This is a genomic window from Chitinophaga sedimenti (genome assembly GCF_023156195.1).
Taxonomy (GTDB): Bacteria; Bacteroidota; Bacteroidia; order Chitinophagales; family Chitinophagaceae; genus Chitinophaga; species Chitinophaga sedimenti.
Genome location: NZ_JAKUKA010000001.1, coordinates 5,428,638 through 5,452,378 on the forward strand (window position 1 = coordinate 5,428,638; position 23,741 = coordinate 5,452,378).

Below are 23,741 nucleotides of genomic sequence, written 5' to 3' on the forward strand. Positions count from 1 at the left end.
GCCGTTTAAGATGGCAAAAGTAAACATAACTGCTAATTTTTATTATTTTCGCCAATAAACTAAAGATTAATGGCTCAACCCGGAAAATCGTCAGCTAAGAAATCGAAGCCTTCCTACATTTACTCTATCGTCGGCGTAGCCCTCGTGCTGCTTATGCTGGGCGTACTCGGCCTCATCATGATCAACGCCACTAAATTGAGCGTATATTTCAAGGAAAGCATCGTGCTGAACGTTATTTTCAGGGATGATGTACCCGAACAACAGGCGCTGGCTTTAAGGGACACCCTCGCGGCACAGCCATTCACCAAAAATATCAAGTATATCTCCAAAGCGCAGGCGGCGGAAGATTTTAAAAAGGAATTCGAGGACTTTTCTTCTGTGCTGGACTATAACCCACTGTATGCTATCGAAATCAGCCCCAATGCTGCTTATGTAAACCCGGACAGCCTGAAAATAATCGAGCAGCGCCTGACAGCGCGGAGCAATGTGCGGGAAATTTACTATCAGCGTACCCTGGTGCAGCAACTGAACGAAAACGTACGTAAAATAGGCCTGGTACTCACGGTGATCAGCATTGTGCTGGCCATAGTGGTACTGGTGCTCATCGATAATACCATTCGATTGGCGATGTTCAGCAATCGTTTCCTGATTAAAACCATGCAAATGGTAGGGGCAACGCGGGGCTTCATTGCCAAACCGTTTGATGTGCGCAGCATTATCAACGGCGCGGTGAGCGCACTGCTGGCAATTATGGGGCTCATTGCGATCATCTATTTTATGGAAACGCAGGTGCCCGAACTGAAGAATATGCGCGACTTCTTCCTGCTGGGCGTGCTGTTCGTCGGCCTCATCATCCCGGGAATCGGCATTTCTTTCCTGAGCACGCATCGTTCGGTGATGAAATACCTGAAACTGCGGCTCGACGATCTTTATTAATTTTGATAACTTATTCTGAAATAATTATTTATGGCTAAAGAAGCTGCAAAAACAACTACATCTGAAAGCCCGAGAGGCCTGTTCAGCAAAGACAATTACATTTATATGCTGGCCGGCGTAGTGCTGATCATTATTGGTTTCCTGCTGATGATGGGCGGTGGCAATTCCGACGGTTCTTTCGATGCGAAAGACGTGTACAGTTTCCGCAGAATTACCCTGGCGCCAATCGTGATCCTGATCGGCCTGGGTGTGGAAGTATACGCGATCATGCGTAAGCCTAAAGCATAAACCTGAACATATTTCTTATAAATGAAGCCAAAGCGATGAATAGCTCATCGCTTTTGTTTTGATAAGCACTAAAACAGATGAGCATTTTTGAAGCGGTTGTTATCGCCATTGTAGAGGGATTAACCGAATTTATCCCCGTTTCGTCCACCGGGCACATGATTATTGCAAGCGCCATTATGGGCATCAATAAAGATGAATTCACCAAGTTGTTCGAGGTGTGTATTCAGCTGGGCGCTATTTTGGCCGTAGTGGTGTTGTATTGGAAGAAATTTTTCGACTTCTCCCGTTTCCAGTTTTACATCAGGTTGATATTTGCGGTGCTGCCGGCATTGATCCTCGGCTATCTGTTGGGCGATTACATCGATGCGGCCCTGGAAAACCCCATGGTGGTGGCAGTGATGCTCGTGCTTGGCGGCGTGGTGTTATTATTTGTTGATAAGTGGTTCAATAAACCCGAAATCGATTCAGAAGAAAAGATCAGCTACTTCCAGGCCATTCGTATCGGCCTGTTCCAGTGCCTGGCCTTGTTGCCGGGGGTGAGCCGCAGTGCGGCCACTATCATCGGTGGTATGCAGCAGAAAATGACACGCAGTGCGGCAGCAGAGTTTTCGTTTTTCCTCGCAGTGCCTACCATGGCGGCGGCCACCGGGTATAAGATCCTGAAAGGTCATGAGCTGTTGACGGCGAATCCCGAAAACTGGAAACTGCTGGCCATCGGTAATGCCGTGGCGTTTGTGGTGGCCATGTTGGCCATCAAATTCTTTATCGGCACCCTGAAGAAGTATGGATTTAAAATGTGGGGTTACTACCGTATCGTGGTGGGACTGGCCATCATCGCTATTCTGCTGGCAGGTTATTCATTGGAAGTGTAAGCACATCTACATAAAAGCAAAAGCCCCGGAATTCCGGGGCTTTTGCTTTTATCCTTTTACGGCGAGCAATAACTCCAGGTCCGTATATTTTAATTTGAATTTTTCACTGAGGTGATAGTTGGTCAGTGCGCCTTTGTACAGGTAAATGCCATTCCGCACGCCGCGTTTGATCCACACCAGGTTTTCGAAACCACCATCGTCGGCGGCTTCGAGGAGCAGCGGCATCAGCACATTGCTTATCGCCTGCGAAGCCGTACCGGCAAAGCCAGAAGGAATGTTAGGCACGCAGTAGTGCAACACATCGTACTTCTTAAACACCGGGTTTTCATGGGTGGTTACTTCCGAGGTTTCGAAACAACCGCCGCGGTCAATGCTCACGTCTACGATCACGGAGCCGGCTTTCATGTTGCTTACCATGGCTTCGGTGACCACGATGGGCGTTCGCCCGCTTTGAGAAGATAGGGCGCCCACGGCCACGTCGGCCGTTTTGAGCTGATCGGCCAGCGTTTTGGGTTGTATCACGGAGGTGAATACCCGAACGCCAATGTTGTTCTGCAGCCTTTTCAGCTTATAGATATTGTTGTCGAATACTTTTACGGAGGAGCCAAGGGCCATGGCCGTACGGGCCGCAAATTCGCCTACAATGCCTGCACCGATGATCACCACCTTCGTTGGCGGAATACCGGTAACCCCACCCAGCAAAATGCCTTTACCACGATTGCTCGTGCTCAGGTACTGACCGGCGATCAGCATGACCGCGCCACCGGCAATTTCGCTCATCGCCCGTACAATGGGGTAAGTGCCCGCATCGTCTTTCAGGTTTTCGTACGACAGCAACGTGATGCGTTTATCCATCATCTTTTGTACCTGCGGCGCCTTTAACAGTGCCAGGTGGATAGGGGAAATAACGATCTGGTGAGGGTGGAGCAGTTCAATTTCTTCGTCGCTCAGCGGGGCTGATTTAACGATGATCTCGGCCTTGTAAACTTCCTTTTTATCGTACACGATTTCGGCGCCGGCTTCTGAATAGTCGGTATCGTAAAAGTGTGAGCCGTCGCCGGCTTTGTGTTCCACCACAATGTGGTGGCCGTTGTTACAGAGGATGCTCACCGCGTCCGGCGTTAACGCGATGCGGTTTTCCTGAAAAGACGTTTCTTTCGGGATACCGATGAACAGCCGCGGGTTTTTCTGCCGTATGTCAAGCGTTTCTTCCAGAGGGGAATAAGTAAAGCCAGCACTCACAACAGGTTTTTGCCTTTGCTCCATAAACTGTGAAATATTTCGGTAATGTTAGGTCCTGCCAAAGATAAGCTAATTTGTTAAACAGCTGCACCGGCTGTCAGCCGCCTTTTTGATCGGGCAATACTTCGAGGTGCAGGTGTATCGTGCCTTCGGGAAGCAGTTCTTCCACAATCTCCGGCCACTCCACGAAGCTGATGGCGTCCGGCTGGTACAGCGTGTCTTCCACCCCTGCTTCCACAGCCTCCTGTGCGCTTTTCAGGCGGTAGAGGTCCGGTGAAAGATAGAGCGGGCCCGGCCGGCTGCATCGTGGTACCTATATTCGTTTATGATCGAAAAGGTAGGACTGGCGGTGGCGTCTTCCACGCCCCTGGCAGCGCACAGGGCATTGACGAACGTGGTTTTGCCGGCGCCCATTTGTCCGTGCAGTACAAACACCCGTTGTTCGGGGAACTGTTCCCAGAAGCGGGCGGCCGTTTGTCCTATTTCATCGAATGAGAAGATCATTTCCATTCCGCAAAAATACACGCTGGTTGCATTAAAAGTTCGGTCCTTAAAGCCATGGTTTGGTAATTTTGTCGAGGCCGCCCATTGGCCCGCAACCCCGGTGCAAACGAATCAGGCTATGCAAACCATCAACTGTAAGGTGAAAGGGATGAATTGTGCCAACTGTGCGCTTACCATCTCCAAATACCGGAAAAAAAGGGGGTAGACAATCCCGTTATCAGCTTCGCAACAGAGGAACTGAGCTTTTCGCTGCCGGCGGAAGCAGATGTCACGCCGGTGCTGGAAGGCATTAACCAGTTGGGGTATGAGGTGGTGCTACCGGGCGCCGAAGCGATAAAGCAGTCTTTTTATAAGACGCTTGCTTTCAAATTCTTTTTCTGTTTGATATTCACCTTGCCCTTGTTATTGCACATGTGGGTAAGCTGGCACTGGCTGCATAATCATTGGGTACAGCTGGCATTAAGCACGCCCGTATACCTCGTTGGCATGGCTCATTTTGGGCGCAGCGCGTTCCGTTCCTTACGTAACGGGGTGGCCAATATGGACGTACTGGTCACGCTGGGCGCCACGGCGGCTTATTTTTACAGTCTTACCGGTACGCTGCTGCAACTGGGCAGCGACTACCTGTTTTACGAAACCGCGGCCGCCATCATCACCCTCGTTTTCCTCGGCAACCTGCTGGAAGAGCGCTCTGTAAAACAAACCACCACCGCCATCGCCGAACTGGCGCGGATGCAGATTACCACCGCCCGCAAAATTCACGCGGAAAACGGCTCGGAGCATATTCATGAAATTGATAACCGCGAGCTGCGTGTAGGCGACCAGGTACTGGTTAACACGGGCGACAAAATACCAATGGACGGCACTATTTACTGGGGCAGCGGCCATGTGAATGAGTCGATGATTTCCGGGGAAAGTGCGCCGGTGGCCAAAAAGGAAAAGGATAAAGTGATTGGCGGAACGATCCTGGAGGAAGGCAGTATCAAGTTGTTCATCACCGCCACCGGCAAGGATACTGTACTGTCCTATATCATCGAACTGGTAAAACAGGCCCAGGGCAATAAGCCGCCCATGCAAAAGCTGGCCGACCGCATCAGTGCGGTATTTGTGCCGCTGGTGCTCGGGATCGCCGTACTCACGTTCGCCGGCTGGTACTGGATCGGTAACACGCCTTTCAGTAGTGCGATGATGCGGAGTATAGCCGTACTCGTGATCGCCTGTCCCTGTGCGATGGGATTAGCTACCCCCGCTGCCGTCATGGTCGGGCTGGGCCGCGCCGCCCGCAACGGCATCCTCATCAAAGGCGGACATACGCTCGAAATGTTCCGTAACATCCGGCAAATCGTATTCGATAAAACGGGGACATTGACGACAGGTAAGCTGCAACTCGGCGCTTATAAGGCGATTGGGATGGACGAGCAGCAATTCAAAGCGATTGTCATCAACCTGGAAAAATACTCTTCGCACCCGGTGGCTAAGTCCATTACGGCACAATGGAAAGGTGCGGGCGATTATCAGCTGCAACAGGTGCGCGAACAAAAAGGTGTGGGAATGATGGCCAGAGACAAAGCCGGCAACGAATGGCGGCTGGGTTCCTATAAAATGGCCGAAGGGCTCACGGAGGAAAAAGCACACAACATCTACCTGGTAAAAAATAATGAGCTGGCAGGCTGGATCGACTTCACGGACGAACTGCGGCCCGAAGCAGTAACGGTTGTTAGGCAATTAAAAGCCACCGGTATCAAAACAATATTACTGAGCGGCGATATGGCTTCCAAGTGCTACCATATCGCCCAGCAGCTGGGGATCGACGAAGTATATGCGGAGCAGAGTCCCGCCCAGAAGTTGCAGAAGGTGGAAGAACTTATGAAAGTGGCGCCCCTGGCCATGGTGGGCGATGGCATTAACGACGCGCCCGCACTGGCGAAAGCGGCTATCGGCATTTCGCTGAGCGATGCCACGCAGGTGGCTATGCAGAGCGCGAACGTAGTGCTGCTGAACAATCATCTCGGCGCCTTGCCCCTGGCCATGGGATTGGGGAAGCATACCTACATTACCATCAAAAAAATCTTTTCTGGGCTTTTGCGTATAACGTGGTGGCCATACCGGTAGCAGCACTGGGCTTTCTCAATCCTATATTGGGCGCGGCGGTGATGGCGGTATCGGACATTGTACTGGCCATAAATTCCGTACGGTTGCGGTTCAAGAAAGTGTTGTAACATTGCGTACTTAATCTTTCGTTACCGCCATGATGATCTATTGGATCGATATTATCGGCACGTTCACGTTCGCCATATCCGGCGCGCTGGCTGCCTGGGACAAAAAAATGTACCACGACCTTTTCGGCGTGTTTTTTACCGGCTTTATCACGGCCATCGGTGGCGGTACTCTCCGCGATGTTACGCTGGGCGTGCATCCCATCGCCTGGGTAAAGGATGCTTATTACATTCTCGCTATTTCAACGGGTGTGCTGCTCACTATCTTTTTCAGAAAACGTCTGCAGCAGTATCGCAAATCATTATTATTGTTCGATACGATCGGCATTGGTTTTTACACGATCCTCGGGGTGGAAAAGTCCCTGCAATTCGGTGTAAATCCTTTAGCGGCGGTTATCCTGGGTATGATGTCGGCCATCTTTGGCGGGGTCATCCGTGATATGATGGTGAACGAAATTCCGCTCATCTTTTCACGGCAGATCTACGCTACGGCTTGCCTGGCCGGCGGTGTTATATTTGTTTTACTGCGCCAGCTGGGCGTTCCGGAGAACGTGAATGAAATTGTGGGCATCATTACCGTCATTTCCATCCGCATCATCTCTCTAAAGAGAGGCTGGTCGCTGCCACATCTCAGCAGGAACAGCTGATATTCCGCATTGCGTAAATTGTTTTCCTGAATGTATAAAGGGTTTTCCGGGAGATAAGGTTTCTTTGTAACCGATAACACGCATACATTGTTTATTACTCCCGAAAACCCTGGTCCTGACTTTATACCTGACGTATAGCTTGCACGGCAATACAACCGTTCCATATGGAGCGGTTTTTTTATCCGCTGAAAGTTTCTGTATTTTTAAGCCGCTTTGGCTTCACCTGTTTCCATACTACAAAAATACTGGGGTACGATCAGTTCCGGCCCTTACAGGAAGATATCGTGAACTCCGTGCTGAATGGTCATGATACGCTGGCTTTGCTGCCCACGGGCGGAGGAAAGTCCATTTGTTTCCAGGTGCCGGCCATGATGCTGGATGGCATTTGCCTGGTAGTAACGCCGCTCATCGCCCTGATGAAAGACCGGTACAAAACCTGGAGAAGCGCGGCATTCCCGCCATGGCTATTTATGCCGGTATGTTTTTTAAGGATGTGGAAAAGGTGATGGACCTGGCGCGGAATGGCAAAATCAAGTTTTTATACATTTCGCCGGAGCGCCTGCAAAGCCCGAATTTCCAGGCGCATTGTGCTACGCTGGATGTAGGACTCATCGCCGTGGACGAAGCGCACTGTATTTCGCAATGGGGCTACGATTTCCGGCCAGCCTATCTGAAGATCGCAGAAATCCGCAGCTATTTTCCCGAAGCGCCCATATTGGCTTTAACGGCTACGGCTACGCTAAAAGTGAGGGAAGATATTTGTGAGAAACTCGAGTTCGACAACGGCAAGGTTTTTACCAAGAGCTTTGTACGCAGTAATCTGTCTTATAGCGTTTTTGAAGAAGAGGCGAAACTGAACCGCATCCGGCATATCCTGGACAGGGTACCCGGCAGTGCAGTGGTCTATTGCCGCAACCGCCGGCATACTAAAGAAATAGCCACGCTGCTGCAGTCGCAGGGCATCAGCGCGGATTATTACCATGCCGGTTTACCCGCCGCAGAACGCGCCAGCAGGCAGGAAGAATGGATTACCGGTCGTACCCGCGTAGTCGTATGTACCAACGCTTTTGGCATGGGGATCGACAAGCCGGACGTACGTTCGGTGATCCACTATGACGTACCGGACAGCCCGGAGGCCTATTACCAGGAAGCCGGCCGCGGCGGCCGTGACGAGCAAAAGGCGTACGGCATCCTGTTATATACGCAACAGGAACTGGCCGAAATGAAAGCCCGCATTCCACTGCAATTCCCGCAGCTGGACGAGATCCGCGAGGTATACCAGGGGGTGGTGAACTATTTGCAGGTGCCGATCGGCAGCGCCGAAAATGTGTATTTCGACTTTGATATTAATGACTTCGCGCGCAAGTTCGGCCTGAACATTACCGTGGCCTACAGCGCTATGCGCATTCTCGAACACGAAGGCATCGTGCAGCTGAGCGAAAGCGTGTACATGCCTTCGCGCGTGGAGTTCATTACCAATAAAGAAACACTATGGGAGTATGAGCGGCATGGCTCCAACCTGGAACCGTTGATTAAAGCGCTGCTCCGCACCTACCAGGGGATATTCGATAATCCGGTACCCATATACGAAAAGCAGCTCATGCGCATCCTGCGTGCCGATGAAGCTACGATCCACGATTGGTTGCAGCGCCTGCACCGACAGGGGATTATCCGTTACCAGCAACGTAAAGACGAACCGCAGCTCTGCTTTTGCAGGAGCGCGTGCCCGTACAATACCTTCGTATAGACATGCTTCGCATTGCCGAACGCCGCCGCATATACGAAGCCAAGATCGATGCGGTACAGCACTACGCCACGAACCAGGAGCTTTGCCGTACACAATCGCTGGTCAGCTATTTTGGGGAAAGCGATGCCACGCCCTGCGGTGTTTGCGACATCTGCCTGAAGAAAAATCCGGCGGCCTGAGCGCCCCGCAGTTTGATAAAATAGCGGTACTGGTGCTGGAGCAACTGGAGCAGCCTTTAACGTTTGCCTTACTGGTGGAAGCATTGCCCGGCATAAAGGACGACTTGCTACTGGATACGGTGGAGTTTATGTTATCGGAGGGGATGATCGTACGGGACAAAGACGGGGTGATCGGGCGGAAATAAAAAAGCCGCCCCGGGTACCGGGACGGCCACGAAAATCAGAACTTCACGACAACACCTTCTGCGCTGCTCTTAAAGCCAGCCTCAATCTCTCTCACCACATCAATGCCCTGCTCGGGTGTTACCGGGTTGGGTTTACCTTCTGCCAGCGCGCCATACACGTCTTCATAGAAGCCCATGTAGTTTCCATTCGTAGATGGCAGGTATTTCTTCACTACCTCGCCATTGATCTCGGTATGGAGCAAACCCCATTCGTACTGGGCTTCCGCACCCCAGTCCGCGCCTTCGGGCAGCAGCCCTTTCAGCAGTAACGCTTCCTGTACGTCGGATTTCGACTTGATGAAGGAACCTTTGCGGCCATGCAGAATATACGCCGGGAGCGGTTCACGCACGAGGTAACTGCTCTTCAGGCGTACGCGCAGCTGATCGTAGTACAAAATCAGTTCGAAGTAGTCATCCACCAAAGAGTCTTTACGGATGATGCGCACGTCGCCGAATACGGCTTTCGGGAAGCCGAAAAGCTGCAAAGCCTGGTCAATCAGGTGTGAGCCAAGGTCGTACAGCACGCCGGTACCGGGTTGTGCTACTTCTTTATGTTTCTTATAACTCAGTTCTTCTTTAAAACGATCGTAGTGGAATTCCGCTTCCAGCACATCGCCTACAAGTCCTTCCTGCACTACTCTTCGGATGATCTTAAAGTCGCTGTCATAGCGGCGGTTTTGGTAAACGATCAGCATCAGGTTTTTCTCCTTCGCCAGTTTGGCGAGTTCCCGGCCCTCGGCGGAATGCACGGTGAACGGCTTTTCAACGATCACGTGTTTGCCGGCCATCAGGGCGGCTTTGCTGTATTCGTAGTGCGTGCTGTTAGGCGTATTGACTACGATCAACTGCAGGCTTTTATCGTCGATCATTTCGGCCACGCTGCCATACACCTTCACTTCGGGAAAGCGTTGCTGGGCCTGGCGTTTGCTGCGCTCCACGATGGCAGTGAATTCAAAACCCGGGTGCAGATGAATAAAGGGGGCGTGGAATACATAACCGCTGTGTCCGTAGGAGCACAGACCGGTTTTAATGGGTACGTGCATGCGTTCTGTTCTTTTTAGCAAGATAAAAATTATTAAAACCAGCTGCTCTTCTTTTTACTGCTGCTGCGCCCACCCAATCCCAGCGCGCCTAACAGGCTGCGGGTAATGATGTTGGCGGCCGTTCTGCCGGCCTGCCGCGCCGCACTGCTCGTGAGCACCTGCTCCAGGATACCTTTTTCTTCCTTCTGCTTTCCACTGGTTTTAGCCGGCGCCTCTTCCGCTGCTTTGGCGGATTTTTCAGCCGCTTCCTCCAGTTTAGCGGTCAGAATTTCGTAAGCGCTGTCACTGTCGATGTCTGGTTGTATTTTTTAACGAGTTTGCTGCTGTTCACCAGTTTGTCCAGCTCCGCGTCGGTCAGTATGTCCATACGACTGCGGGGCGACGTGAGCATAGTGGCGGCCAGCGGGGTAGGTGTGCCTTTTTCGCTGAGGCAGGTCACCAGCGCTTCGCCAATACCGATCTGGGTAAGCAGCTCGTCGGTTTTGTAGTATTCGGAAAGCGGGTAGTTTTCCGCCGTTTGTTTGATGGCTTTGCGGTCTGCGGCAGTAAACGCGCGCAGCGCATGCTGAACCTTCAGGCCCAGCTGTCCGAGTACCGAAGGCGGCACGTCCATCGGGTTCTGTGTGCAAAAGAAAATACCAACACCTTTTGAGCGGATGAGCTTTACAATGGTTTCGATCTGCTGCAGCAGCGCCTCGCTGGCTTCCTGGAAAATCAGGTGTGCCTCGTCGATGAACATCACCAGTTTCGGTTTGTCCAGGTCGCCTTCTTCGGGCAGGGTGGCATATAATTCCGCCAACAAGCTCAACATAAAGGTGGAAAACAGTTTCGGCTTGTCCTGTATGTCCGTTACCCGAACGATAGAGATCACGCCACGGCCGTCGTCGCTGATGCGCATCAGGTCGTCCACTTCAAACGAAGGTTCGCCAAAGAACTGTTCCGCGCCTTCCTGTTCGAGTGCGATCACTTTACGCAGGATGGTGCCGGTAGAGGTGGTAGATATCTTCCCATACTCTTTTTCTACCTCCGCTTTGCCTTCGCCGCCAAAGTACTGCAAAACCTTCTTGAAATCTTTCAGGTCGAGCAGCGGCAGTTTGTTGTCGTCGCAATACTTAAAGATCATGGCCACAAGGCCCGACTGGGTATCATTCAGCTCCAAAATTTTAGATAACAGCACCGGCCCGAATTCACTTACCGTAGCCCGCAGCCTTGCGCCTTTGTCATGGCTTAGCGACAGCAGCTCCACAGGGTAAGCGGTCGGAACGTAAGTCCCGCCTATCTTCCGGTATCTTTCTTCGATTTTTGGGTTGATGGCGCCGGCTGCTGCGATACCGCTCAGGTCACCTTTGATGTCCATCATCAAAACGGGGATGCTGGCATCGCTCAAACCTTCGGCAATCACCTGCAGGGTTTTCGTTTTACCGGTACCGGTAGCGCCCGCAATGAGGCCGTGGCGGTTCAGCGTTTTCAGCGGCAGGAGCACGTCCGCGCCGGTCACCACTTCCCCGTCGAGGATGGCGCAGCCCAGTTTAAAGTGTTCACCTTTAAACGTGTAACCCTTTGGATGTATTCGAGAAAGGCTTCTTTATTAGCCATAGCGAAAGTTTTAGGGAGATGTGGAAAGCATACGGCAGTCGTTGGGGGACTGCCGTACTGGTTATTTTTTCAGCGCGGTCTGGGCATCGCTGATGGCAGTTTTGATCTTTTCTTCCACCACTTTCACTTTTTCCAGTTCTGCGTGCAGGTATGCTTTTTCGCTGCATCGTCTTTTCCTTCCATGTCCATGTCATATGCGTGCATCCAGCTGTCCATGGCGGCGTTGGCTGAATCCAGCCCGATCCTTGCTTTGGTGAACGCATCGACCGCTTTACCCGATTTCTTGTCGGCAGTGATCGCGCTGTCCAGTTCTTTTTCAGGCTACGCATTTTCATGGTGCCCACCATGCCTTCGTCGTGACTGTTCATCACTTCTTCCGACAACAGTTTTACAGAATCTACCTGCGCCTGTTCACTGGTCACGGTGGTATCCTTACCTTCTGTTTTTCCACCCTGCTGGCAGGAGCTGAAAATGGCCAGCATCAAAGCTGCACCGGTAATCATCATTTTTTGCATCGTATCGCGTTTTACAGTTCTTCGTCCCGCTCCAATAACAAAATTGAGTTCTGCGGAACGATATAATATTTTTCGCCCTGGTATTCCACTTCTGTGGATCCACCCACTAAAAAGATGGCCAGATCGCCTTCGCGGGCTTGCAGGGGAATATACTTCACTTTTTCTTCCTCCGGTTTCCAGCTTTCGTCGGGCTCCGATGGAACGGGGATCGCGTAACCGGGACCGGTCTTGATCACGTATCCCTGTTGTGTTTTTTCCCTTTCGGCCACGCCGGGTGGCAGGTATAGGCCGCTGGCGGTACGGTCGCTCGGTGTGGTCGGTTTTATCAGCACCCGGTCGCCCACCACGATCAATTTCCTCAATTTGTTATCAGGTGTAATATGCATAGCCAGTTTACAGGGCGCTCAGGGGGAATGCTTCTCCCAGGCGGATCCCTTTTTCAGTTTGTTGCAGCACGCCACATTCATTGATGGGGTCATGCTCAAAATAAAGAATGTATTTTTTGTCCAGTGCTTCCTGCAAAAAGCTTTTCTTTTCATCGAGGGTAAGCAGCGGGCGTGTGTCGTAGGCCATCACGTAGGGAATGGGAATATGTGCCGCGGAGGGCAGCAGGTCCGCCATATACACAATGGTCTGGTCTTTATACTTGATCTGCGGCAGCATCATGGCGTCCGTATGGCCGTCCACGAAACGGATGCTGATGTCATCGGTAAAGGCAATGCCTTCTTTCGAGGTCACAAATTCCAGCTGGCCGCTTTGTTGTATCGGTAAAATATTTTCTTTTAAGAAAGATGCCTTTTCCCGATCGTTCGGTTGTGTAGCCCATTGCCAGTGCCTTGCATTGCTCCAGTAGCGTGCGTTTTTAAACGCGGGAACGAATGTATTGCCCTCGCGCCGGGATACTGCCGCCGCAGTGGTCGAAATGCAGGTGGGTGAGGAATACATCGGTAATATCATCGCGATGGAAACCGTGTGCTGCCAGCGATTTCTCGAGCGTATCATTGCCATGCAGGTAGTAGTGCCCAAAAAACTTTTCGTCCTGTTTATCGCCGATGCCGTTATCGATCAATATTAAACGTTTGCCGTCTTCGATGAGCAGGCAGCGCATGGCCCAGGTGCAAAGATTGTTATTGTCCGGTGGATTCAGTTTCTGCCAGATGGTCTTCGGCACTACGCCAAACATGGCGCCGCCGTCTAATTTGAACATCCCGGTATTGATGGTGTATAATTTCATGCTGTCGCTGTTTGACTCTCTACTGCTAATTTACGTTGTTTGAGCAAAGCAGAGAACAGCCATATTAAACCGATGCTGAAAAACACGATCAGTACGAGTACGGAGTTGCGCATCGACTGCGTAACCTGTTCAATGAACCCGAAGGAGAACGTACCGATCACGATGGCCAGTTTCTCCGTTACATCATAATAGCTGAAAAACGAAGTGGTGTCTTTGGTTACCGGGATCAGTTTGGCGTACGTAGAGCGGCTGAGTGACTGGATACCGCCCATTACAAGGCCTACCAGTCCCGCGAGAATGAAGAACTGTGTTTGCGTATGCGTAAAGTACGCGCCGGTGCAAACGCATACCCAGAGCAATACTACAGCGATCAATACCTTGAAGTTGCCGAACTTTTCGGAGAACTTCGCCATGGCCCAGGCACCCAGGATGGCCACCAGCTGTATCACCACTACGGTGAAGATGAGCATCTGGTCTTCCATCTGCAGTTCTTTTTTACCGAAGATGGTGGCGGCGAGCATCACGGTTTGTACGCCCATGCTGTAAAAGAAGAAGGCGCGCAGATAGGTTTTGAGTACAGGCATTTTCCGCACCTGGAAGTATACCTTCTTCAGTTCCACGAAACCATCTTTGAAGATGTTGCCCTTTGGCTGGTCCTTCGCGAAGTGGCTCGGCAGGCGTTTAAATGTAATCTGCGCAAAGCTGAACCACCAGATGCCCACCAGCAAAAATGTAAGCGTGATGGCGGTGGTAGTATCGATGCCGAAAGGTTTTACCGCGACGAGGAAGAAGCCTACCAGTTGCAGGATCACACTGCCAATGTAGCCGTAAGCGTAACCGCGTGCACTTACACGGTCGCGGTCTTCCACCGGTGCAATTTCGGGGAGATAGGAGTTATAAAATACCAGGCCGCCGGAATATCCCAGCGTGGCGATAACGAAGCAGATCACACCGTACTCCAGGTACCAGGCGCCGATCATGCTTTCGCGGAAGAAGAATAAAGATGAGCAGCCCAGTGCACCGATGGTACAGAAAAAGCGCAGGAAGCCCTTTTTGTTGCCGCGTGTATCGGCGATAGACGATAAGATGGGCAAACAAAGCACCACCAGCAGGTTGGCGAACGACAGGGCATAAGTGTACAGCGAAGAGTTGAGTACATTGAGGCCAAAGAAGTTTACATAGTCATTGGTGGCTTCGTTTTTGTAATGCCTACAAAGTAGGCCGGAAAAAAGGTAGTTGTAATGACCAGGTTATACACCGAGTTGGCCCAGTCGTACATGGCCCAGCCGTTAATGACTTTTTGTTGCTTGTGCTCATAGGTTAAAAGCGTGGAGGGTTTGCAATCCCGGGCGGAAAAATACACAATCTCCCGGGAAAGCGCGTGTTTCCGGGTCTATATTTAACAATTTGGGAAGATGTGCTATTTGTAATCTGTGATTCGCAGCAGCTGCTGGCAGAAGTTGTATTCGTCGGGGTCATTAGAGCTGACGATCACGGTGCGTTGCATGGCATGTTCCGCTATGAGCCGCTGGTAAAGCGCTACACCCTCGGCGTCCAGGTTGGTGCAGGGTTCGTCCAGCAACAGGAGCGGCACATCCGAAAAAATGGCCGGGGCTAATTTGGCGCGTTGCTTCATCCCGGAGGAAAAGTTACGCACCTGTTTATTGACCGCTTTTTCCAGTCCCACGGCTTCCATGATCTGCCCGGGCTTAAAACCGGGTATAAAACGTTTAAAGGTCTGGTGAAAGTCGAATATCTCCTGCAAGGTAAATTCTTCCACCAGTTCGAGGTATGGAGCAGCAATGGCGCTGTGCCGGAACAGGTATTCCTGTTCCAGCGCAGCGCCATCATGGGTATAAACTAATTTTCCTTCGTTATGATGAAGGTGACCGCTGATCACCTGCAACAGCGTTGATTTTCCGGAACCGTTGTGGCCCAGGATAGCGTACTGCTGCCCTTCGCTGAACGTATGCGTTACACCGCGGAATATCCAGTCGTAATTGAACCGTTTTCCAACGTTGTTAAGCGAGATCGTCATTGGACTTGGTGCTGTAACCTCTCATAATACCACGGCCGGAATCGCGGATGAAAGAAAGGATTTCATCCCTTTCGTCCGTAGCCGGAAACTCGGCTTCAATGATGCGGATGGCTTTGGATATATTATTGCCTTTTACGAAAATGATGCGGTAAATGTCGAGGATGTGGTTGATCTTTTCCAGGGAAAAGCCGCGGCGTTTGAGGCCCACGGAGTTAACGCCCACATAGCTTAATGGCTCACGTGCGGCCTTTACGTAAGGCGGTACATCTTTACGTACCAGCGAACCTCCTGTTACAAACGCATGGTCACCGATTTTACAGAACTGCTGTACGGCTACCATGCCCGCCAGCACTACGTGACTACCCACTGTAATGTGGCCGGCCAGCGTCGTGTTGTTGGAGAACACGCAGTAATCGCCTACTTCGCAGTCGTGTGCAATGTGGCTGTAAGCCATGATCAGGCAGTTGTTGCCGATGCTGGTCTTCCATTTATCTTTGGTACCGCGGTTAATGGTTACATACTCACGGATGGTGGTGTTATTGCCTATTTCTACTGAAGTCTCTTCGTTGGCGAATTTGAGGTCTTGCGGAATCGCAGAGATCACGGCGCCCGGGAAAATGCGGCAATTGCTGCCGATGCGCGCGCCTTCCATGATCGTCACATTGGAACCTATCCAGGTCCCTTCCCTATCTCTACGTTTTTGTGGATAACGGTAAAAGGATCGATTTTAACATTGGGCGCAACTTTGGCGTCCGGATGTATGTACGTAAGCGGATGGATCATTAAGCTGTTTTTTACCTTATCTTGATTTGATGATTTGTGCAATGAGATCGGCTTCGGTAGCCACTTTATTGCCGATGAAAATCGTTCCGCGCATCTCCACGATACCGCGACGGATAGGACTCAGCAATTCCATCTTCATCACCAGTGTATCGCCGGGCAGTACTTTCTGTTTAAACTTACAGTTATCGATTTTCAGGAAATAAGTATCGTAATTTTCCGGGTCCGGCACGGTATTCAGCGCCAGCATGCCACCCACCTGCGACAATGCCTCGATCTGCAACACGCCCGGCATTACCGGGTTGTTCGGGAAGTGACCCTGGAAGAAGTACTCGTTAAAGGTAACATTCTTAATGCCCACTACCATATTGTCCGTGAGGTCAATGATCTTGTCGACCATCAGGAACGGGTAACGGTGGGGCAGGGTGCGCGCAATGCGGTTGATGTCAAACACGGCAGGCTGGTTCGGATCGTAGATGGGAACATCCTTCGCGTGTTTATTCTTTTGATATATGCCTTGATCTTTTTAGCAAACTCCACGTTCGAAGCGTGGCCTGGTCTGTTCGCAATGATATGCGCCTTGATCGGGTAGCCAATCAGCGCCAGGTCACCTACTACGTCCAGCAGCTTGTGACGTGCCGGTTCGTTCGGGAAACGGAGCGAAATGTTGTTCAGGATGCCTTCGCGCTGAACGCTCATTTTGTCGCGGTTGAAGATCTTCGCCAGGCGGTCCAGTTCTTCTTCCGTCATCGCTTTATCAACTACTACGATCGCGTTGTTGATATCGCCGCCCTTGATCAGGTTGTTGGCTACCGGTACTCCAGCTCGTGCAAGAAGCAGAAGGTACGGCAGGGCGCAATTTCCTTTTTGAAATCGTCCATGTGCTTCAGGTTCGCGTGCTGGGTGCCCAGCACTTGCGAATTGAAGTCGATCAGCGTGGTGATGCGGTAGTCCACAGACGGTAAAGCCACCATTTCCACTTTCTTCACATCATCATAATAGCTGATGTTGGTATCGATGGAATAGTAGATCTTTTTGGCATCCTGCGGCTGTATGCCTATTTCTTCGATGATATCGATAAAGGGTTGCGAACTGCCGTCCATTATAGGAATTTCCGGACCGTTCAGTTCTACCAGTACGTTATCCACGCCACAACCTACCAGTGCTGCCAGTAAGTGTTCTACGGTGCTCACCCTGGCGCCGTTGTGCTCAAGGGTTGTGCCGCGTGCGGTGTCTACAACGTAGTCCACATCCGCTTTTACTACCGGCTGGTCCGGCAGGTCTATGCGTTGGAACTTGATACCAAAACCGGCAATGGCCGGCTTAAGGGTCATATTCACATGGGCGCCGGTATGTAAACCAACGCCGGATATTGTAACCTGGCTCTTAAGGGTTTGCTGGTTGGGCAACTGCGTATTTTCCATCATCATAATTAATAGCTATAAAAACGTTCCTTACAAATGTTTAAACACCTTCTCTTTCGGATAGTAATTGCTTAACCATATCCTCGAGTTCTTTCACTCTTTTTTCCAAATCCGGCAAATTTCTAAAAATTGCCTGACTTTTCAGTGAACTTTTATAATCAAACGCCGGTGAACCGGTGAGCGATTTATTAGGATCTGTAATTGATTTAGATAATCCGCTCTGGGCATTGATCTTGGTGCCATCCGCAATCTGGATGTGCCCAACGATACCCACCTGGCCACCGATAATACAGTTACGGCCTATTTTGGTGCTGCCCGAAACGCCGGTTTGTGCTGCAATAACAGTGTTCTCGCCGATTTCCACATTGTGCGCGATCTGGATCAGGTTATCCAGTTTTACGCCCGAGTGAATGATCGTAGAGCCCATGGTAGCCCGGTCGATGGTTGTGTTGGCGCCGATTTCCACGTTATCGTGCACCACCACGTTGCCGATCTGCGGCACTTTCTTGTAGCTGCCATCCTGCTGCGGTGCAAAGCCAAAGCCGTCACCACCCAGTACGCAACCCGCATGCAGAATTACATTTTTGCCGATCTGGCAAAAGTCGTATACTTTAACACCCGGAAACAAACAAGTGTTATCCCCGATCTTCACATTATCGCCCAGGTATACGCCGGGATATATTTTTACATTATTGCCGATCGTTACGTTTTCGCCCAGGTAGGCAAAGGCGCCAATATATACGTTTTCGCCCATTTTCACCGAAGCGGGAATGTGCGAGGGCTGCTGGATGCCTTTTTTATCGCCCGCCATCTGGTTGTATTTTTCCAGTAACAGGGCAAAGCTGCTGTATGCGTCCTTCACGCGTATAAGCGTTGGCGTTATAGGACGCTCCACCACCAGGCTGTCGTTTACAATTAATATAGATGCTTGCGTAGTGTAGATAAATTCTTCGTATTTCGGGTTGGCGATGAAACTCAACAGCCCTTCGCCCGCCTCTTCAATTTTAGCGATGTTGTGTACTTTAACGTCCGGATTTCCTTCCAGCTTTCCATTCAGAATGGTAGCCAATTGTAATGCGCTAAACTGCATAGTTATAATTTGAAATGTTACCTACCAGGCCATCACCGGATAATATAAACGTAATATATAACGTGTTAATTCTTTTATAAAACGTTGTTAGCCTAGATTTTCGGATGACAAATGTAGAATTTTTTTATCGGTATAGCCAATGTATGGCTGATTAATGCATTATCTATCGACGAAATGTCCTTAAACGTGCCATCTTTAAAAAGTATATTGATTTTCTCGTCCGTCATGTTATAAGCGCGCAGCGTGGCGTCGTCGGCAAATACGAAATAGTCGAGTTCGGCGCCCGTAAAGCCCCAGGCCGCCGCTACTTTGCTTTTCAGCACGCCGATCGTCTCCGGGTCAAAAGCCTCGTTACTAAGTACCACGCGGAACAAATCCCTGTTTATCAGCATCTTGCTAAGTGTGCTCAACACCCTGTCCGGGTGCCCCGCCCAAGCTTTAATAGCGCCCATCACGTCGTAGTCGTCGAGCAGCACAAACATGGCCAGGCATTCCGGATCCTGCTCGAACTTGCTCTTACTCACCTTGTTATATAAGAAATAGCGCAGGGCGGGGGAGCAGAACAGTTCCTGGCCGCTTAAGGCCAGTTGTTTCGCGCGGGACAGTACTTTGACCAGCATGTTTTCCGCACTCAGTACGGTTTTATGCAGGTATACCTGCCAGTACATCAGCCGGCGCGACACAATAAATTTTTCTATGGAATAGATCCCTTTTTCCTCTACCATCAGCTCGTCATGGTGCACTGTCAGCATTTTAATGATACGGTCGTAGCCGATCACGCCTTCCGATACGCCGGTAAAAAAGCTGTCCCGGTTCAGGTAATCCATCCTGTCTACATCTAACTGGCTGGAAACCAGCTGATGAAGGAACTTCTTATGATAAATGCCGTTAAAAATCTCAATAGTGAGGGTTAATGCGCCGTCCAATTCTTTATTAAGCGCTTCCATTAACAGGCGGCTGATTTCCTCGTGCGACACCCCTCCACGATCGAGTGTTCCGGGGCGTGCGAGTAGGGGCCATGCCCGATATCATGCAGCAAAATGGCCATTTTAGCCGCCAGTTCTTCCTCTTCGGTGATCTCGAACCCTTTGCCTTTTAATTCTGATAAGGCGCAGCTCATGAGGTGATACGCGCCCAGGCTGTGATGAAACCGGGTGTGCATAGCACCCGGATATACCGTTTGGGCAAGCGCCATCTGGTGAATCCGACGCAAACGCTGGTAATATGGGTGCGATACTATTTTGAATATCAAGGGGTTGTCGATGGTGATGAAACCATATACCGGATCGTTTATAATTTTACGTTTGCGTTCAGCCATTCAATAACTTTTTCGGAAGCGGTACAAAGCTAACGTACTAATCGTTCATACCCCACTTTTTTAATGATATGACGCTTGTGTTAGAAAATACCCCTACCTGTTTTTGCGTTCTTTCTTTTTTATTGGATGAGCACGGTGACATCGGGGAATGGTTTTTGACGAAATGGACGTAAATTTAAAATCACATATATAAAGACCGAATGAGCAAAATCAACATACTTTGGGTGGATGACGAAATTGAATCGCTTCGCTCGCAAATCATGTTCCTCGAAAACAAAGGCTACCAGGTATCGGCTCTTACCAATGGCTACGACGCACTGGAGTTCCTCAGGGAAAATATTGTAGACGTGGTGCTGCTCGACGAATCCATGCCCGGCATTACCGGCCTGGAAACTTTGGGCAAAATAAAGGAAATAGACCAGCAGATACCCGTAGTGATGATCACCAAAAATGAGGCGGAGAACGTGATGGACGAAGCCATCGGCTCACAGATCACCGATTATCTTATTAAGCCGGTAAACCCTAACCAGGTATTGCTCTCGCTCAAAAAAATCATCGACAACAAGCGCCTGGTGTCCGAAAAAACCACCACGGCCTACCAGCAACAGTTCCGCGAACTGTTCATGGCGCTCAATGATAATCCCGACCACCGCGGCTGGGCAGACATCTACAAGAAACTGGTATACTGGGAAATGGAAATGCAGAAAGCCGATTCGGAATCCATGACCGAAGTGCTGGCCTCGCAGAAAGCCGAAGCCAATACGGAATTTGCCAAATACATTGCCCGCCATTACGCCGACTGGCTCAAGCCTAACGCGAAAGACGCACCGGTGCTGTCGCATACGCTGTTCCGCGACAAGGTGTTTCCTTACCTGGACCCTAACGTTCCCAACTTTTTTATATTGATCGATAACCTGCGGTACGACCAATGGAAAACGATCATGCCCATCTTTTCCGAATCGTTCCGCGTGGTGGAGGAAGATACTTTTTACAGCATTTTACCCACATCTACCCAATATGCCCGTAACGCCATATTTGCCGGCATGCTGCCTGTAGACATAGAAGCGCGCTTCCCGGAAGAGTGGAAAAACGACGATGAAGACGGCGGTAAGAATCTTTTTGAAGAGAAATTCTTCGCGGGCCAGCTCCAGCGGCTGCGCCACGATATGCGTTTCTCTTATACCAAAGTGGTGAACCATAATGATGGTCAGCACCTCGTGAACAACATTCACAACATGATGAACTTTCCGCTGAACATTATCGTGTATAACTTCGTGGATATGCTCAGCCATGCCCGTACGGAAATGGAAGTGCTGAAGGAGCTGGCGGGCGATGAAACGTCTTACCGCTCTATTACGGCCAGCTGGTTCGAGCATTCGCCGCTGCACCAGGCGCTGAAGAAGGTAGCGGATAAAAAGATCAACCTGATCGTGGCTACCGATCATGGCAGCGTAAGGGTGAAAACGCCCGTTAAAGTGATCGGCGACAAGCAAACCACCACCAACCTGCGTTACAAACACGGCCGCAACCTTAACTACGATCCCAAGGAAGTGCTGGCATTCCGCGATCCGAAAGATGCCGGGCTGCCGCGTCCCAACGTAAACTCATCGTACATTTTTGCACGGGAAGACGGGTACCTGTGTTATCCCAATAACTATAACTATTTCGTGAACTATTACCGCAATACCTTCCAGCACGGCGGCATTTCTCTTGAGGAGATGATTGTGCCCGTGGCGCGGATGGTGAGCAAATAAGCCTTTTGTTACATTTGCAGCATGAATCTGAAAGTCACACCCAACAATCTGGCGAAGCTGGAAAAGATTTTCGAGGAGTCAAAGTACCAGATCCGGTACGAGAAAGGCACGTTCATGTCCGGCTACTGCGTACTCGAGCATAAGAAAGTAGTGGTGGTGAATAAGTTCCTCACCCTAGAGGGGCGTATTAACACGCTGCTGGACATTTTGCCCAATATCAGGTAGATCCCGACTTTATGAGCGCCGAGTCGCAGAAGCTATACCAGCAGGTGCTGGACAGCAAAGCGATTGCCGATGCCGAGAACGCCGCGGCAACCGAAAATGCAGACGAAAACCCCGCTACAGAATAAGTTGTGAGCAACATCCAGATTACATTTTTAGGAACGGGAACATCCCAGGGCGTGCCGGTAATAGCCTGCCCCTGCGAGGTGTGCGCTTCGAAGAACCCGAAGGATAACCGCCTGCGCAGCAGCATCCTGGTGGCATCGGAAGCGGGCAATATTGTAGTGGACACCACGCCGGATTTCCGCTACCAGATGTTGCGCGCCAACATGAAACACCGGAGTGCGTGCTCATTACCCACAGTCATAAGGACCATATCGCCGGTATGGACGATATCCGCGCGTTCAACTATTTCCAGAACCGCCCGATCGATATTTATGCGAGCGACTTTTCGCAGAACGTGATCATCCGCGAGTTTTCGTACGCCTTTGCGGATTTTAAATACCCGGGCATTCCGGAAATCAACCTCCGCACCATTCCCGACGATCCCTTTTCGATTAATGGCCTGCACATCACGCCCATTAACGTTATGCACCATAAAATGCCGGTGACCGGTTTTCGCTTTGGTGACTTTACCTACATTACCGATGCAAACTACATTGCGCCGGAGGAAAAGGAAAAGATCAAAGGCTCAAAAATACTGGTGCTCAATGCGCTACGCCACGAAAAGCATATCTCGCATTTTACCTTGAATGAGGCCATTGAAATTGGCCGCGAGCTGGAAATACCGCAATTGTATCTTACCCACATCAGCCACCAGCTTGGCTTGCATGACGAGGTGGCGAAGTCGCTGCCCGATGGTGTGGCGTTGGCATACGACGGTTTACACATCGAAATTTAGCGTACATTCATATCGCTAAATTTGTTAACCCATGCTTCGAAAATTTATTCGGGAGTACCTCGACTTTTCCGCGCGCGAACGTACCGGCGTGCTGTTGTTATTGCTTTTTATGTTGATGATCTACGCCGTGCCTTATGTGGCGCCGTATGTCCTTACCAGGCCCATTGTCGATACTGCCGCGTTCGAACGGGAGGTCGCGCTGTTCCTGGCAAGCCGCCCGGCGAAAGAAACGCCGCCCGCGGTTAAAGCGCCTCCGGCATAAAGCCGGTCATGGCGCCCTTCGATCCCAATCATGTATCAAAAGAAGACTGGATGAAAATGGGGATAAAGAGCGTACTGCCCGCGCCATCTCGAACTTTACAACAAAGGGCGGTCGCTTCCGGAAACCGGAAGATTTGCAGAAAATATACACGCTGTCCCCCGAGGACTATCAACGCCTGCTGCCGTATGTACGCATTGCTGAAAAGCGGGATACCATTTACAAAAAGACCTGGGAACCCCGCCGGGGGCCGGAAGCCGTTGATGTAAACGCGGCGGATTCCGCAGCCTGGGAGCAGTTGCCCGGCATCGGCCCGGGATTTGCGAGGAGGATTGTGCGGTTCCGGGAACGACTTGGAGGCTTCTACTACCCGGAGCAAGTGAAAGAAACCTATGGCCTGCCTGATTCGGTTTTTAATAAAATTCAACCTTTTCTTCGCATGGGTAGCATTTCTCTAAGGAAAATCGATCTCAACCAAACAGATGAGAAATCTTTAGCACAACATCCATACATCAACACGAAACTGGCGGTACAGATTATCCGTTACCGTAGTGTTCACGGGCCTTTCAGGGCGCTTGAAGAGTTGAAACAGCTGCCATTGGTGGATGATATTATTTATCGTAAACTTGAAAATTACATCACGATCAATTAAACCACTTTTCCTGTTATGAATTTTGAGCCTACGGAAATGCAACAACAGATCGCGCAGATG

The 23,741-nt window shown here is 50.6% G+C and carries 30 protein-coding genes and 3 pseudogenes; 14 read left to right on the forward strand and 19 right to left on the reverse strand.

Annotation, left to right across the window (positions count from 1 at the left end):
* Positions 1-69: 69 nt before the first annotated feature.
* The 3 genes from MKQ70_RS31195 to MKQ70_RS31205 all read left to right on the forward strand — a co-directional run bounded on the left by MKQ70_RS31195 (position 70) and on the right by MKQ70_RS31205 (position 2,096).
* A complete protein-coding gene (locus tag MKQ70_RS31195; RefSeq protein WP_248078452.1) occupies positions 70-936 on the forward strand; it encodes a cell division protein FtsX in 867 nt (288 codons plus the stop codon).
* 30 nt (positions 937-966) lie between these two features.
* Complete coding sequence (locus MKQ70_RS31200) at positions 967-1,224, forward strand: DUF3098 domain-containing protein (protein WP_248078455.1); 258 nt, start codon at positions 967-969, stop codon at positions 1,222-1,224.
* 77 nt (positions 1,225-1,301) lie between these two features.
* On the forward strand, positions 1,302-2,096 hold the full coding sequence (locus MKQ70_RS31205) for an undecaprenyl-diphosphate phosphatase (protein WP_248078458.1): 795 nt from the start codon (positions 1,302-1,304) through the stop codon (positions 2,094-2,096).
* A gap of 48 nt (positions 2,097-2,144) precedes the next feature.
* Here MKQ70_RS31205 and MKQ70_RS31210 read toward each other — a convergent pair whose 3' ends face one another.
* From MKQ70_RS31210 to MKQ70_RS40160, 3 genes are all read right to left on the reverse strand, one after another.
* Positions 2,145-3,338, reverse strand: coding sequence for an alanine dehydrogenase (locus tag MKQ70_RS31210; RefSeq protein ID WP_248078459.1), 1,194 nt, complete (start codon positions 3,336-3,338; stop codon positions 2,145-2,147).
* 97 nt (positions 3,339-3,435) lie between these two features.
* A complete protein-coding gene (locus MKQ70_RS40155) occupies positions 3,436-3,576 on the reverse strand; it encodes a hypothetical protein (RefSeq protein ID WP_308199275.1) in 141 nt (46 codons plus the stop codon).
* A gap of 17 nt (positions 3,577-3,593) precedes the next feature.
* Positions 3,594-3,863 (reverse strand): tRNA (adenosine(37)-N6)-threonylcarbamoyltransferase complex ATPase subunit type 1 TsaE, encoded by a 270-nt coding sequence (locus MKQ70_RS40160; protein ID WP_308199276.1) that lies wholly within the window; start codon positions 3,861-3,863, stop codon positions 3,594-3,596.
* A gap of 132 nt (positions 3,864-3,995) precedes the next feature.
* On the opposite strand from MKQ70_RS40160, the gene MKQ70_RS31220 reads away from it, so the two are divergent.
* From MKQ70_RS31220 to MKQ70_RS31245, 6 genes and pseudogenes are all read left to right on the forward strand, one after another.
* Entirely contained in the window at positions 3,996-5,954 is a 1,959-nt protein-coding gene (locus MKQ70_RS31220; RefSeq protein WP_248078462.1) for a heavy metal translocating P-type ATPase, read from the forward strand.
* 136 nt (positions 5,955-6,090) lie between these two features.
* The gene (locus MKQ70_RS31225) at positions 6,091-6,705 is read left to right on the forward strand and encodes a trimeric intracellular cation channel family protein (protein WP_248078464.1); all 615 of its coding nucleotides are present in this window, start codon (positions 6,091-6,093) and stop codon (positions 6,703-6,705) included.
* A 164-nt stretch (positions 6,706-6,869) separates the two neighbouring features.
* A pseudogene (locus MKQ70_RS43945) lies at positions 6,870-7,876 on the forward strand (RecQ family ATP-dependent DNA helicase); the annotation flags it as partial.
* A gap of 279 nt (positions 7,877-8,155) precedes the next feature.
* On the forward strand, positions 8,156-8,452 hold the full coding sequence (locus MKQ70_RS43950; protein ID WP_504909806.1) for a hypothetical protein: 297 nt from the start codon (positions 8,156-8,158) through the stop codon (positions 8,450-8,452).
* A gap of 2 nt (positions 8,453-8,454) precedes the next feature.
* The gene (locus MKQ70_RS31240) at positions 8,455-8,631 is read left to right on the forward strand and encodes a RecQ family zinc-binding domain-containing protein (protein ID WP_248078471.1); all 177 of its coding nucleotides are present in this window, start codon (positions 8,455-8,457) and stop codon (positions 8,629-8,631) included.
* Complete coding sequence (locus MKQ70_RS31245) at positions 8,595-8,816, forward strand: hypothetical protein (RefSeq protein ID WP_248078474.1); 222 nt, start codon at positions 8,595-8,597, stop codon at positions 8,814-8,816. Before MKQ70_RS31240 ends, MKQ70_RS31245 begins: the two co-directional genes overlap by 37 nt.
* 35 nt (positions 8,817-8,851) lie before the next feature.
* Here MKQ70_RS31245 and MKQ70_RS31250 read toward each other — a convergent pair whose 3' ends face one another.
* From MKQ70_RS31250 to MKQ70_RS31325, 15 genes and pseudogenes are all read right to left on the reverse strand, one after another.
* On the reverse strand, positions 8,852-9,898 hold the full coding sequence (locus tag MKQ70_RS31250; protein ID WP_248078476.1) for a Gfo/Idh/MocA family oxidoreductase: 1,047 nt from the start codon (positions 9,896-9,898) through the stop codon (positions 8,852-8,854).
* A gap of 32 nt (positions 9,899-9,930) precedes the next feature.
* Positions 9,931-11,399, reverse strand: a pseudogene (locus MKQ70_RS31260) (helicase HerA-like domain-containing protein).
* Between the two features lie 43 nt (positions 11,400-11,442).
* Complete coding sequence (locus tag MKQ70_RS31265; RefSeq protein WP_248078482.1) at positions 11,443-12,000, reverse strand: hypothetical protein; 558 nt, start codon at positions 11,998-12,000, stop codon at positions 11,443-11,445.
* A gap of 20 nt (positions 12,001-12,020) precedes the next feature.
* Positions 12,021-12,395 (reverse strand): co-chaperone GroES, encoded by a 375-nt coding sequence (locus MKQ70_RS31270; RefSeq protein ID WP_248078485.1) that lies wholly within the window; start codon positions 12,393-12,395, stop codon positions 12,021-12,023.
* Positions 12,396-12,402: 7 nt separating this feature from the next.
* On the reverse strand, positions 12,403-12,954 hold the full coding sequence (locus MKQ70_RS31275; RefSeq protein ID WP_248078488.1) for an MBL fold metallo-hydrolase: 552 nt from the start codon (positions 12,952-12,954) through the stop codon (positions 12,403-12,405).
* On the reverse strand, positions 12,872-13,243 hold the full coding sequence (locus MKQ70_RS31280; protein ID WP_248078490.1) for an MBL fold metallo-hydrolase: 372 nt from the start codon (positions 13,241-13,243) through the stop codon (positions 12,872-12,874). Before MKQ70_RS31280 ends, MKQ70_RS31275 begins: the two co-directional genes overlap by 83 nt.
* A pseudogene (locus MKQ70_RS31285) lies at positions 13,240-14,397 on the reverse strand (MFS transporter); the annotation flags it as partial. The pseudogene MKQ70_RS31285 and the gene MKQ70_RS31280, both read right to left, overlap by 4 nt.
* Before the next feature lie 266 nt (positions 14,398-14,663).
* The gene (locus tag MKQ70_RS31290) at positions 14,664-15,281 is read right to left on the reverse strand and encodes an ABC transporter ATP-binding protein (protein ID WP_248078493.1); all 618 of its coding nucleotides are present in this window, start codon (positions 15,279-15,281) and stop codon (positions 14,664-14,666) included.
* Positions 15,265-15,933, reverse strand: a complete 669-nt coding sequence (gene lpxA, locus MKQ70_RS31295; protein ID WP_248078495.1) for an acyl-ACP--UDP-N-acetylglucosamine O-acyltransferase — start codon at positions 15,931-15,933, stop codon at positions 15,265-15,267. Before lpxA ends, MKQ70_RS31290 begins: the two co-directional genes overlap by 17 nt.
* A 147-nt stretch (positions 15,934-16,080) precedes the next feature.
* Positions 16,081-16,515 carry a 3-hydroxyacyl-ACP dehydratase FabZ gene (gene fabZ / locus MKQ70_RS31305; RefSeq protein WP_248078500.1) on the reverse strand — a complete coding sequence of 145 codons (435 nt, stop codon included), beginning with the start codon at positions 16,513-16,515 and terminating at the stop codon, positions 16,081-16,083.
* Positions 16,461-16,811, reverse strand: coding sequence for a UDP-3-O-acyl-N-acetylglucosamine deacetylase (locus MKQ70_RS40165; protein ID WP_282456894.1), 351 nt, complete (start codon positions 16,809-16,811; stop codon positions 16,461-16,463). The genes fabZ and MKQ70_RS40165 overlap by 55 nt, the downstream gene beginning before the upstream one ends.
* A 59-nt stretch (positions 16,812-16,870) precedes the next feature.
* Positions 16,871-17,491 (reverse strand): UDP-3-O-acyl-N-acetylglucosamine deacetylase, encoded by a 621-nt coding sequence (locus MKQ70_RS40170; RefSeq protein WP_282456895.1) that lies wholly within the window; start codon positions 17,489-17,491, stop codon positions 16,871-16,873.
* A gap of 34 nt (positions 17,492-17,525) precedes the next feature.
* A complete protein-coding gene (lpxD, locus tag MKQ70_RS31315) occupies positions 17,526-18,575 on the reverse strand; it encodes a UDP-3-O-(3-hydroxymyristoyl)glucosamine N-acyltransferase (protein ID WP_248078503.1) in 1,050 nt (349 codons plus the stop codon).
* 92 nt (positions 18,576-18,667) lie between these two features.
* Positions 18,668-19,552 (reverse strand): HD domain-containing protein, encoded by an 885-nt coding sequence (locus tag MKQ70_RS31320; protein ID WP_248078506.1) that lies wholly within the window; start codon positions 19,550-19,552, stop codon positions 18,668-18,670.
* Positions 19,522-19,893, reverse strand: coding sequence for an HD domain-containing protein (locus tag MKQ70_RS31325; RefSeq protein ID WP_248078508.1), 372 nt, complete (start codon positions 19,891-19,893; stop codon positions 19,522-19,524). Before MKQ70_RS31325 ends, MKQ70_RS31320 begins: the two co-directional genes overlap by 31 nt.
* Positions 19,894-20,093: 200 nt before the next feature.
* Here MKQ70_RS31325 and porX point away from each other — a divergent pair, with 200 nt between their 5' ends.
* Positions 20,094-21,647 carry a T9SS response regulator signal transducer PorX gene (gene porX, locus MKQ70_RS31330; protein ID WP_248078511.1) on the forward strand — a complete coding sequence of 518 codons (1,554 nt, stop codon included), beginning with the start codon at positions 20,094-20,096 and terminating at the stop codon, positions 21,645-21,647.
* A 21-nt stretch (positions 21,648-21,668) separates the two neighbouring features.
* Positions 21,669-21,872 carry a hypothetical protein gene (locus tag MKQ70_RS31335; protein ID WP_248078514.1) on the forward strand — a complete coding sequence of 68 codons (204 nt, stop codon included), beginning with the start codon at positions 21,669-21,671 and terminating at the stop codon, positions 21,870-21,872.
* On the opposite strand, the gene MKQ70_RS31340 is transcribed toward MKQ70_RS31335, so the two are convergent.
* Positions 21,865-22,164: a hypothetical protein gene (locus MKQ70_RS31340; protein ID WP_248078517.1), complete on the reverse strand. Its 300-nt coding sequence runs from the start codon at positions 22,162-22,164 to the stop codon at positions 21,865-21,867. The genes MKQ70_RS31335 and MKQ70_RS31340 overlap by 8 nt on opposite strands.
* 51 nt (positions 22,165-22,215) lie before the next feature.
* On the opposite strand from MKQ70_RS31340, the gene MKQ70_RS31345 reads away from it, so the two are divergent.
* From MKQ70_RS31345 to MKQ70_RS31355, 3 genes are all read left to right on the forward strand, one after another.
* The gene (locus tag MKQ70_RS31345; protein ID WP_248078520.1) at positions 22,216-22,770 is read left to right on the forward strand and encodes an MBL fold metallo-hydrolase; all 555 of its coding nucleotides are present in this window, start codon (positions 22,216-22,218) and stop codon (positions 22,768-22,770) included.
* 31 nt (positions 22,771-22,801) lie between these two features.
* Complete coding sequence (locus MKQ70_RS31350) at positions 22,802-23,032, forward strand: hypothetical protein (protein ID WP_248078523.1); 231 nt, start codon at positions 22,802-22,804, stop codon at positions 23,030-23,032.
* 133 nt (positions 23,033-23,165) lie between these two features.
* A complete protein-coding gene (locus MKQ70_RS31355) occupies positions 23,166-23,681 on the forward strand; it encodes a ComEA family DNA-binding protein (protein WP_248078526.1) in 516 nt (171 codons plus the stop codon).
* Positions 23,682-23,741: the final 60 nt, after the last annotated feature.

What these genes read in the sequence shown, in the direction of transcription:
- MKQ70_RS31195 (WP_248078452.1), top strand. Translation starts at nt 70, where the DNA reads ATGGCTCAACCCGGAAAATCGTCAGCTAAGAAATCGAAGCCTTCCTAC.
- MKQ70_RS31200 (WP_248078455.1), top strand. Translation starts at nt 967, where the DNA reads ATGGCTAAAGAAGCTGCAAAAACAACTACATCTGAAAGCCCGAGAGGC.
- MKQ70_RS31205 (WP_248078458.1), top strand. Translation starts at nt 1,302, where the DNA reads ATGAGCATTTTTGAAGCGGTTGTTATCGCCATTGTAGAGGGATTAACC.
- MKQ70_RS31225 (WP_248078464.1), top strand. Translation starts at nt 6,091, where the DNA reads ATGATGATCTATTGGATCGATATTATCGGCACGTTCACGTTCGCCATA.
- MKQ70_RS43950 (WP_504909806.1), top strand. Translation starts at nt 8,156, where the DNA reads ATGCCTTCGCGCGTGGAGTTCATTACCAATAAAGAAACACTATGGGAG.
- MKQ70_RS31240 (WP_248078471.1), top strand. Translation starts at nt 8,455, where the DNA reads ATGCTTCGCATTGCCGAACGCCGCCGCATATACGAAGCCAAGATCGAT.
- MKQ70_RS31250 (WP_248078476.1), bottom strand. Translation starts at nt 9,898, where the DNA reads ATGCACGTACCCATTAAAACCGGTCTGTGCTCCTACGGACACAGCGGT.
- MKQ70_RS31265 (WP_248078482.1), bottom strand. Translation starts at nt 12,000, where the DNA reads ATGATGATTACCGGTGCAGCTTTGATGCTGGCCATTTTCAGCTCCTGC.
- MKQ70_RS31270 (WP_248078485.1), bottom strand. Translation starts at nt 12,395, where the DNA reads ATGCATATTACACCTGATAACAAATTGAGGAAATTGATCGTGGTGGGC.
- MKQ70_RS31275 (WP_248078488.1), bottom strand. Translation starts at nt 12,954, where the DNA reads ATGTATTCCTCACCCACCTGCATTTCGACCACTGCGGCGGCAGTATCC.
- MKQ70_RS31280 (WP_248078490.1), bottom strand. Translation starts at nt 13,243, where the DNA reads ATGAAATTATACACCATCAATACCGGGATGTTCAAATTAGACGGCGGC.
- MKQ70_RS31290 (WP_248078493.1), bottom strand. Translation starts at nt 15,281, where the DNA reads ATGACGATCTCGCTTAACAACGTTGGAAAACGGTTCAATTACGACTGG.
- lpxA (WP_248078495.1), bottom strand. Translation starts at nt 15,933, where the DNA reads ATGGAAGGCGCGCGCATCGGCAGCAATTGCCGCATTTTCCCGGGCGCC.
- MKQ70_RS40165 (WP_282456894.1), bottom strand. Translation starts at nt 16,811, where the DNA reads ATGACGGAAGAAGAACTGGACCGCCTGGCGAAGATCTTCAACCGCGAC.
- MKQ70_RS40170 (WP_282456895.1), bottom strand. Translation starts at nt 17,491, where the DNA reads ATGATGATGGAAAATACGCAGTTGCCCAACCAGCAAACCCTTAAGAGC.
- lpxD (WP_248078503.1), bottom strand. Translation starts at nt 18,575, where the DNA reads ATGCAGTTTAGCGCATTACAATTGGCTACCATTCTGAATGGAAAGCTG.
- MKQ70_RS31325 (WP_248078508.1), bottom strand. Translation starts at nt 19,893, where the DNA reads ATGGCTGAACGCAAACGTAAAATTATAAACGATCCGGTATATGGTTTC.
- porX (WP_248078511.1), top strand. Translation starts at nt 20,094, where the DNA reads ATGAGCAAAATCAACATACTTTGGGTGGATGACGAAATTGAATCGCTT.
- MKQ70_RS31335 (WP_248078514.1), top strand. Translation starts at nt 21,669, where the DNA reads ATGAATCTGAAAGTCACACCCAACAATCTGGCGAAGCTGGAAAAGATT.
- MKQ70_RS31350 (WP_248078523.1), top strand. Translation starts at nt 22,802, where the DNA reads ATGCTTCGAAAATTTATTCGGGAGTACCTCGACTTTTCCGCGCGCGAA.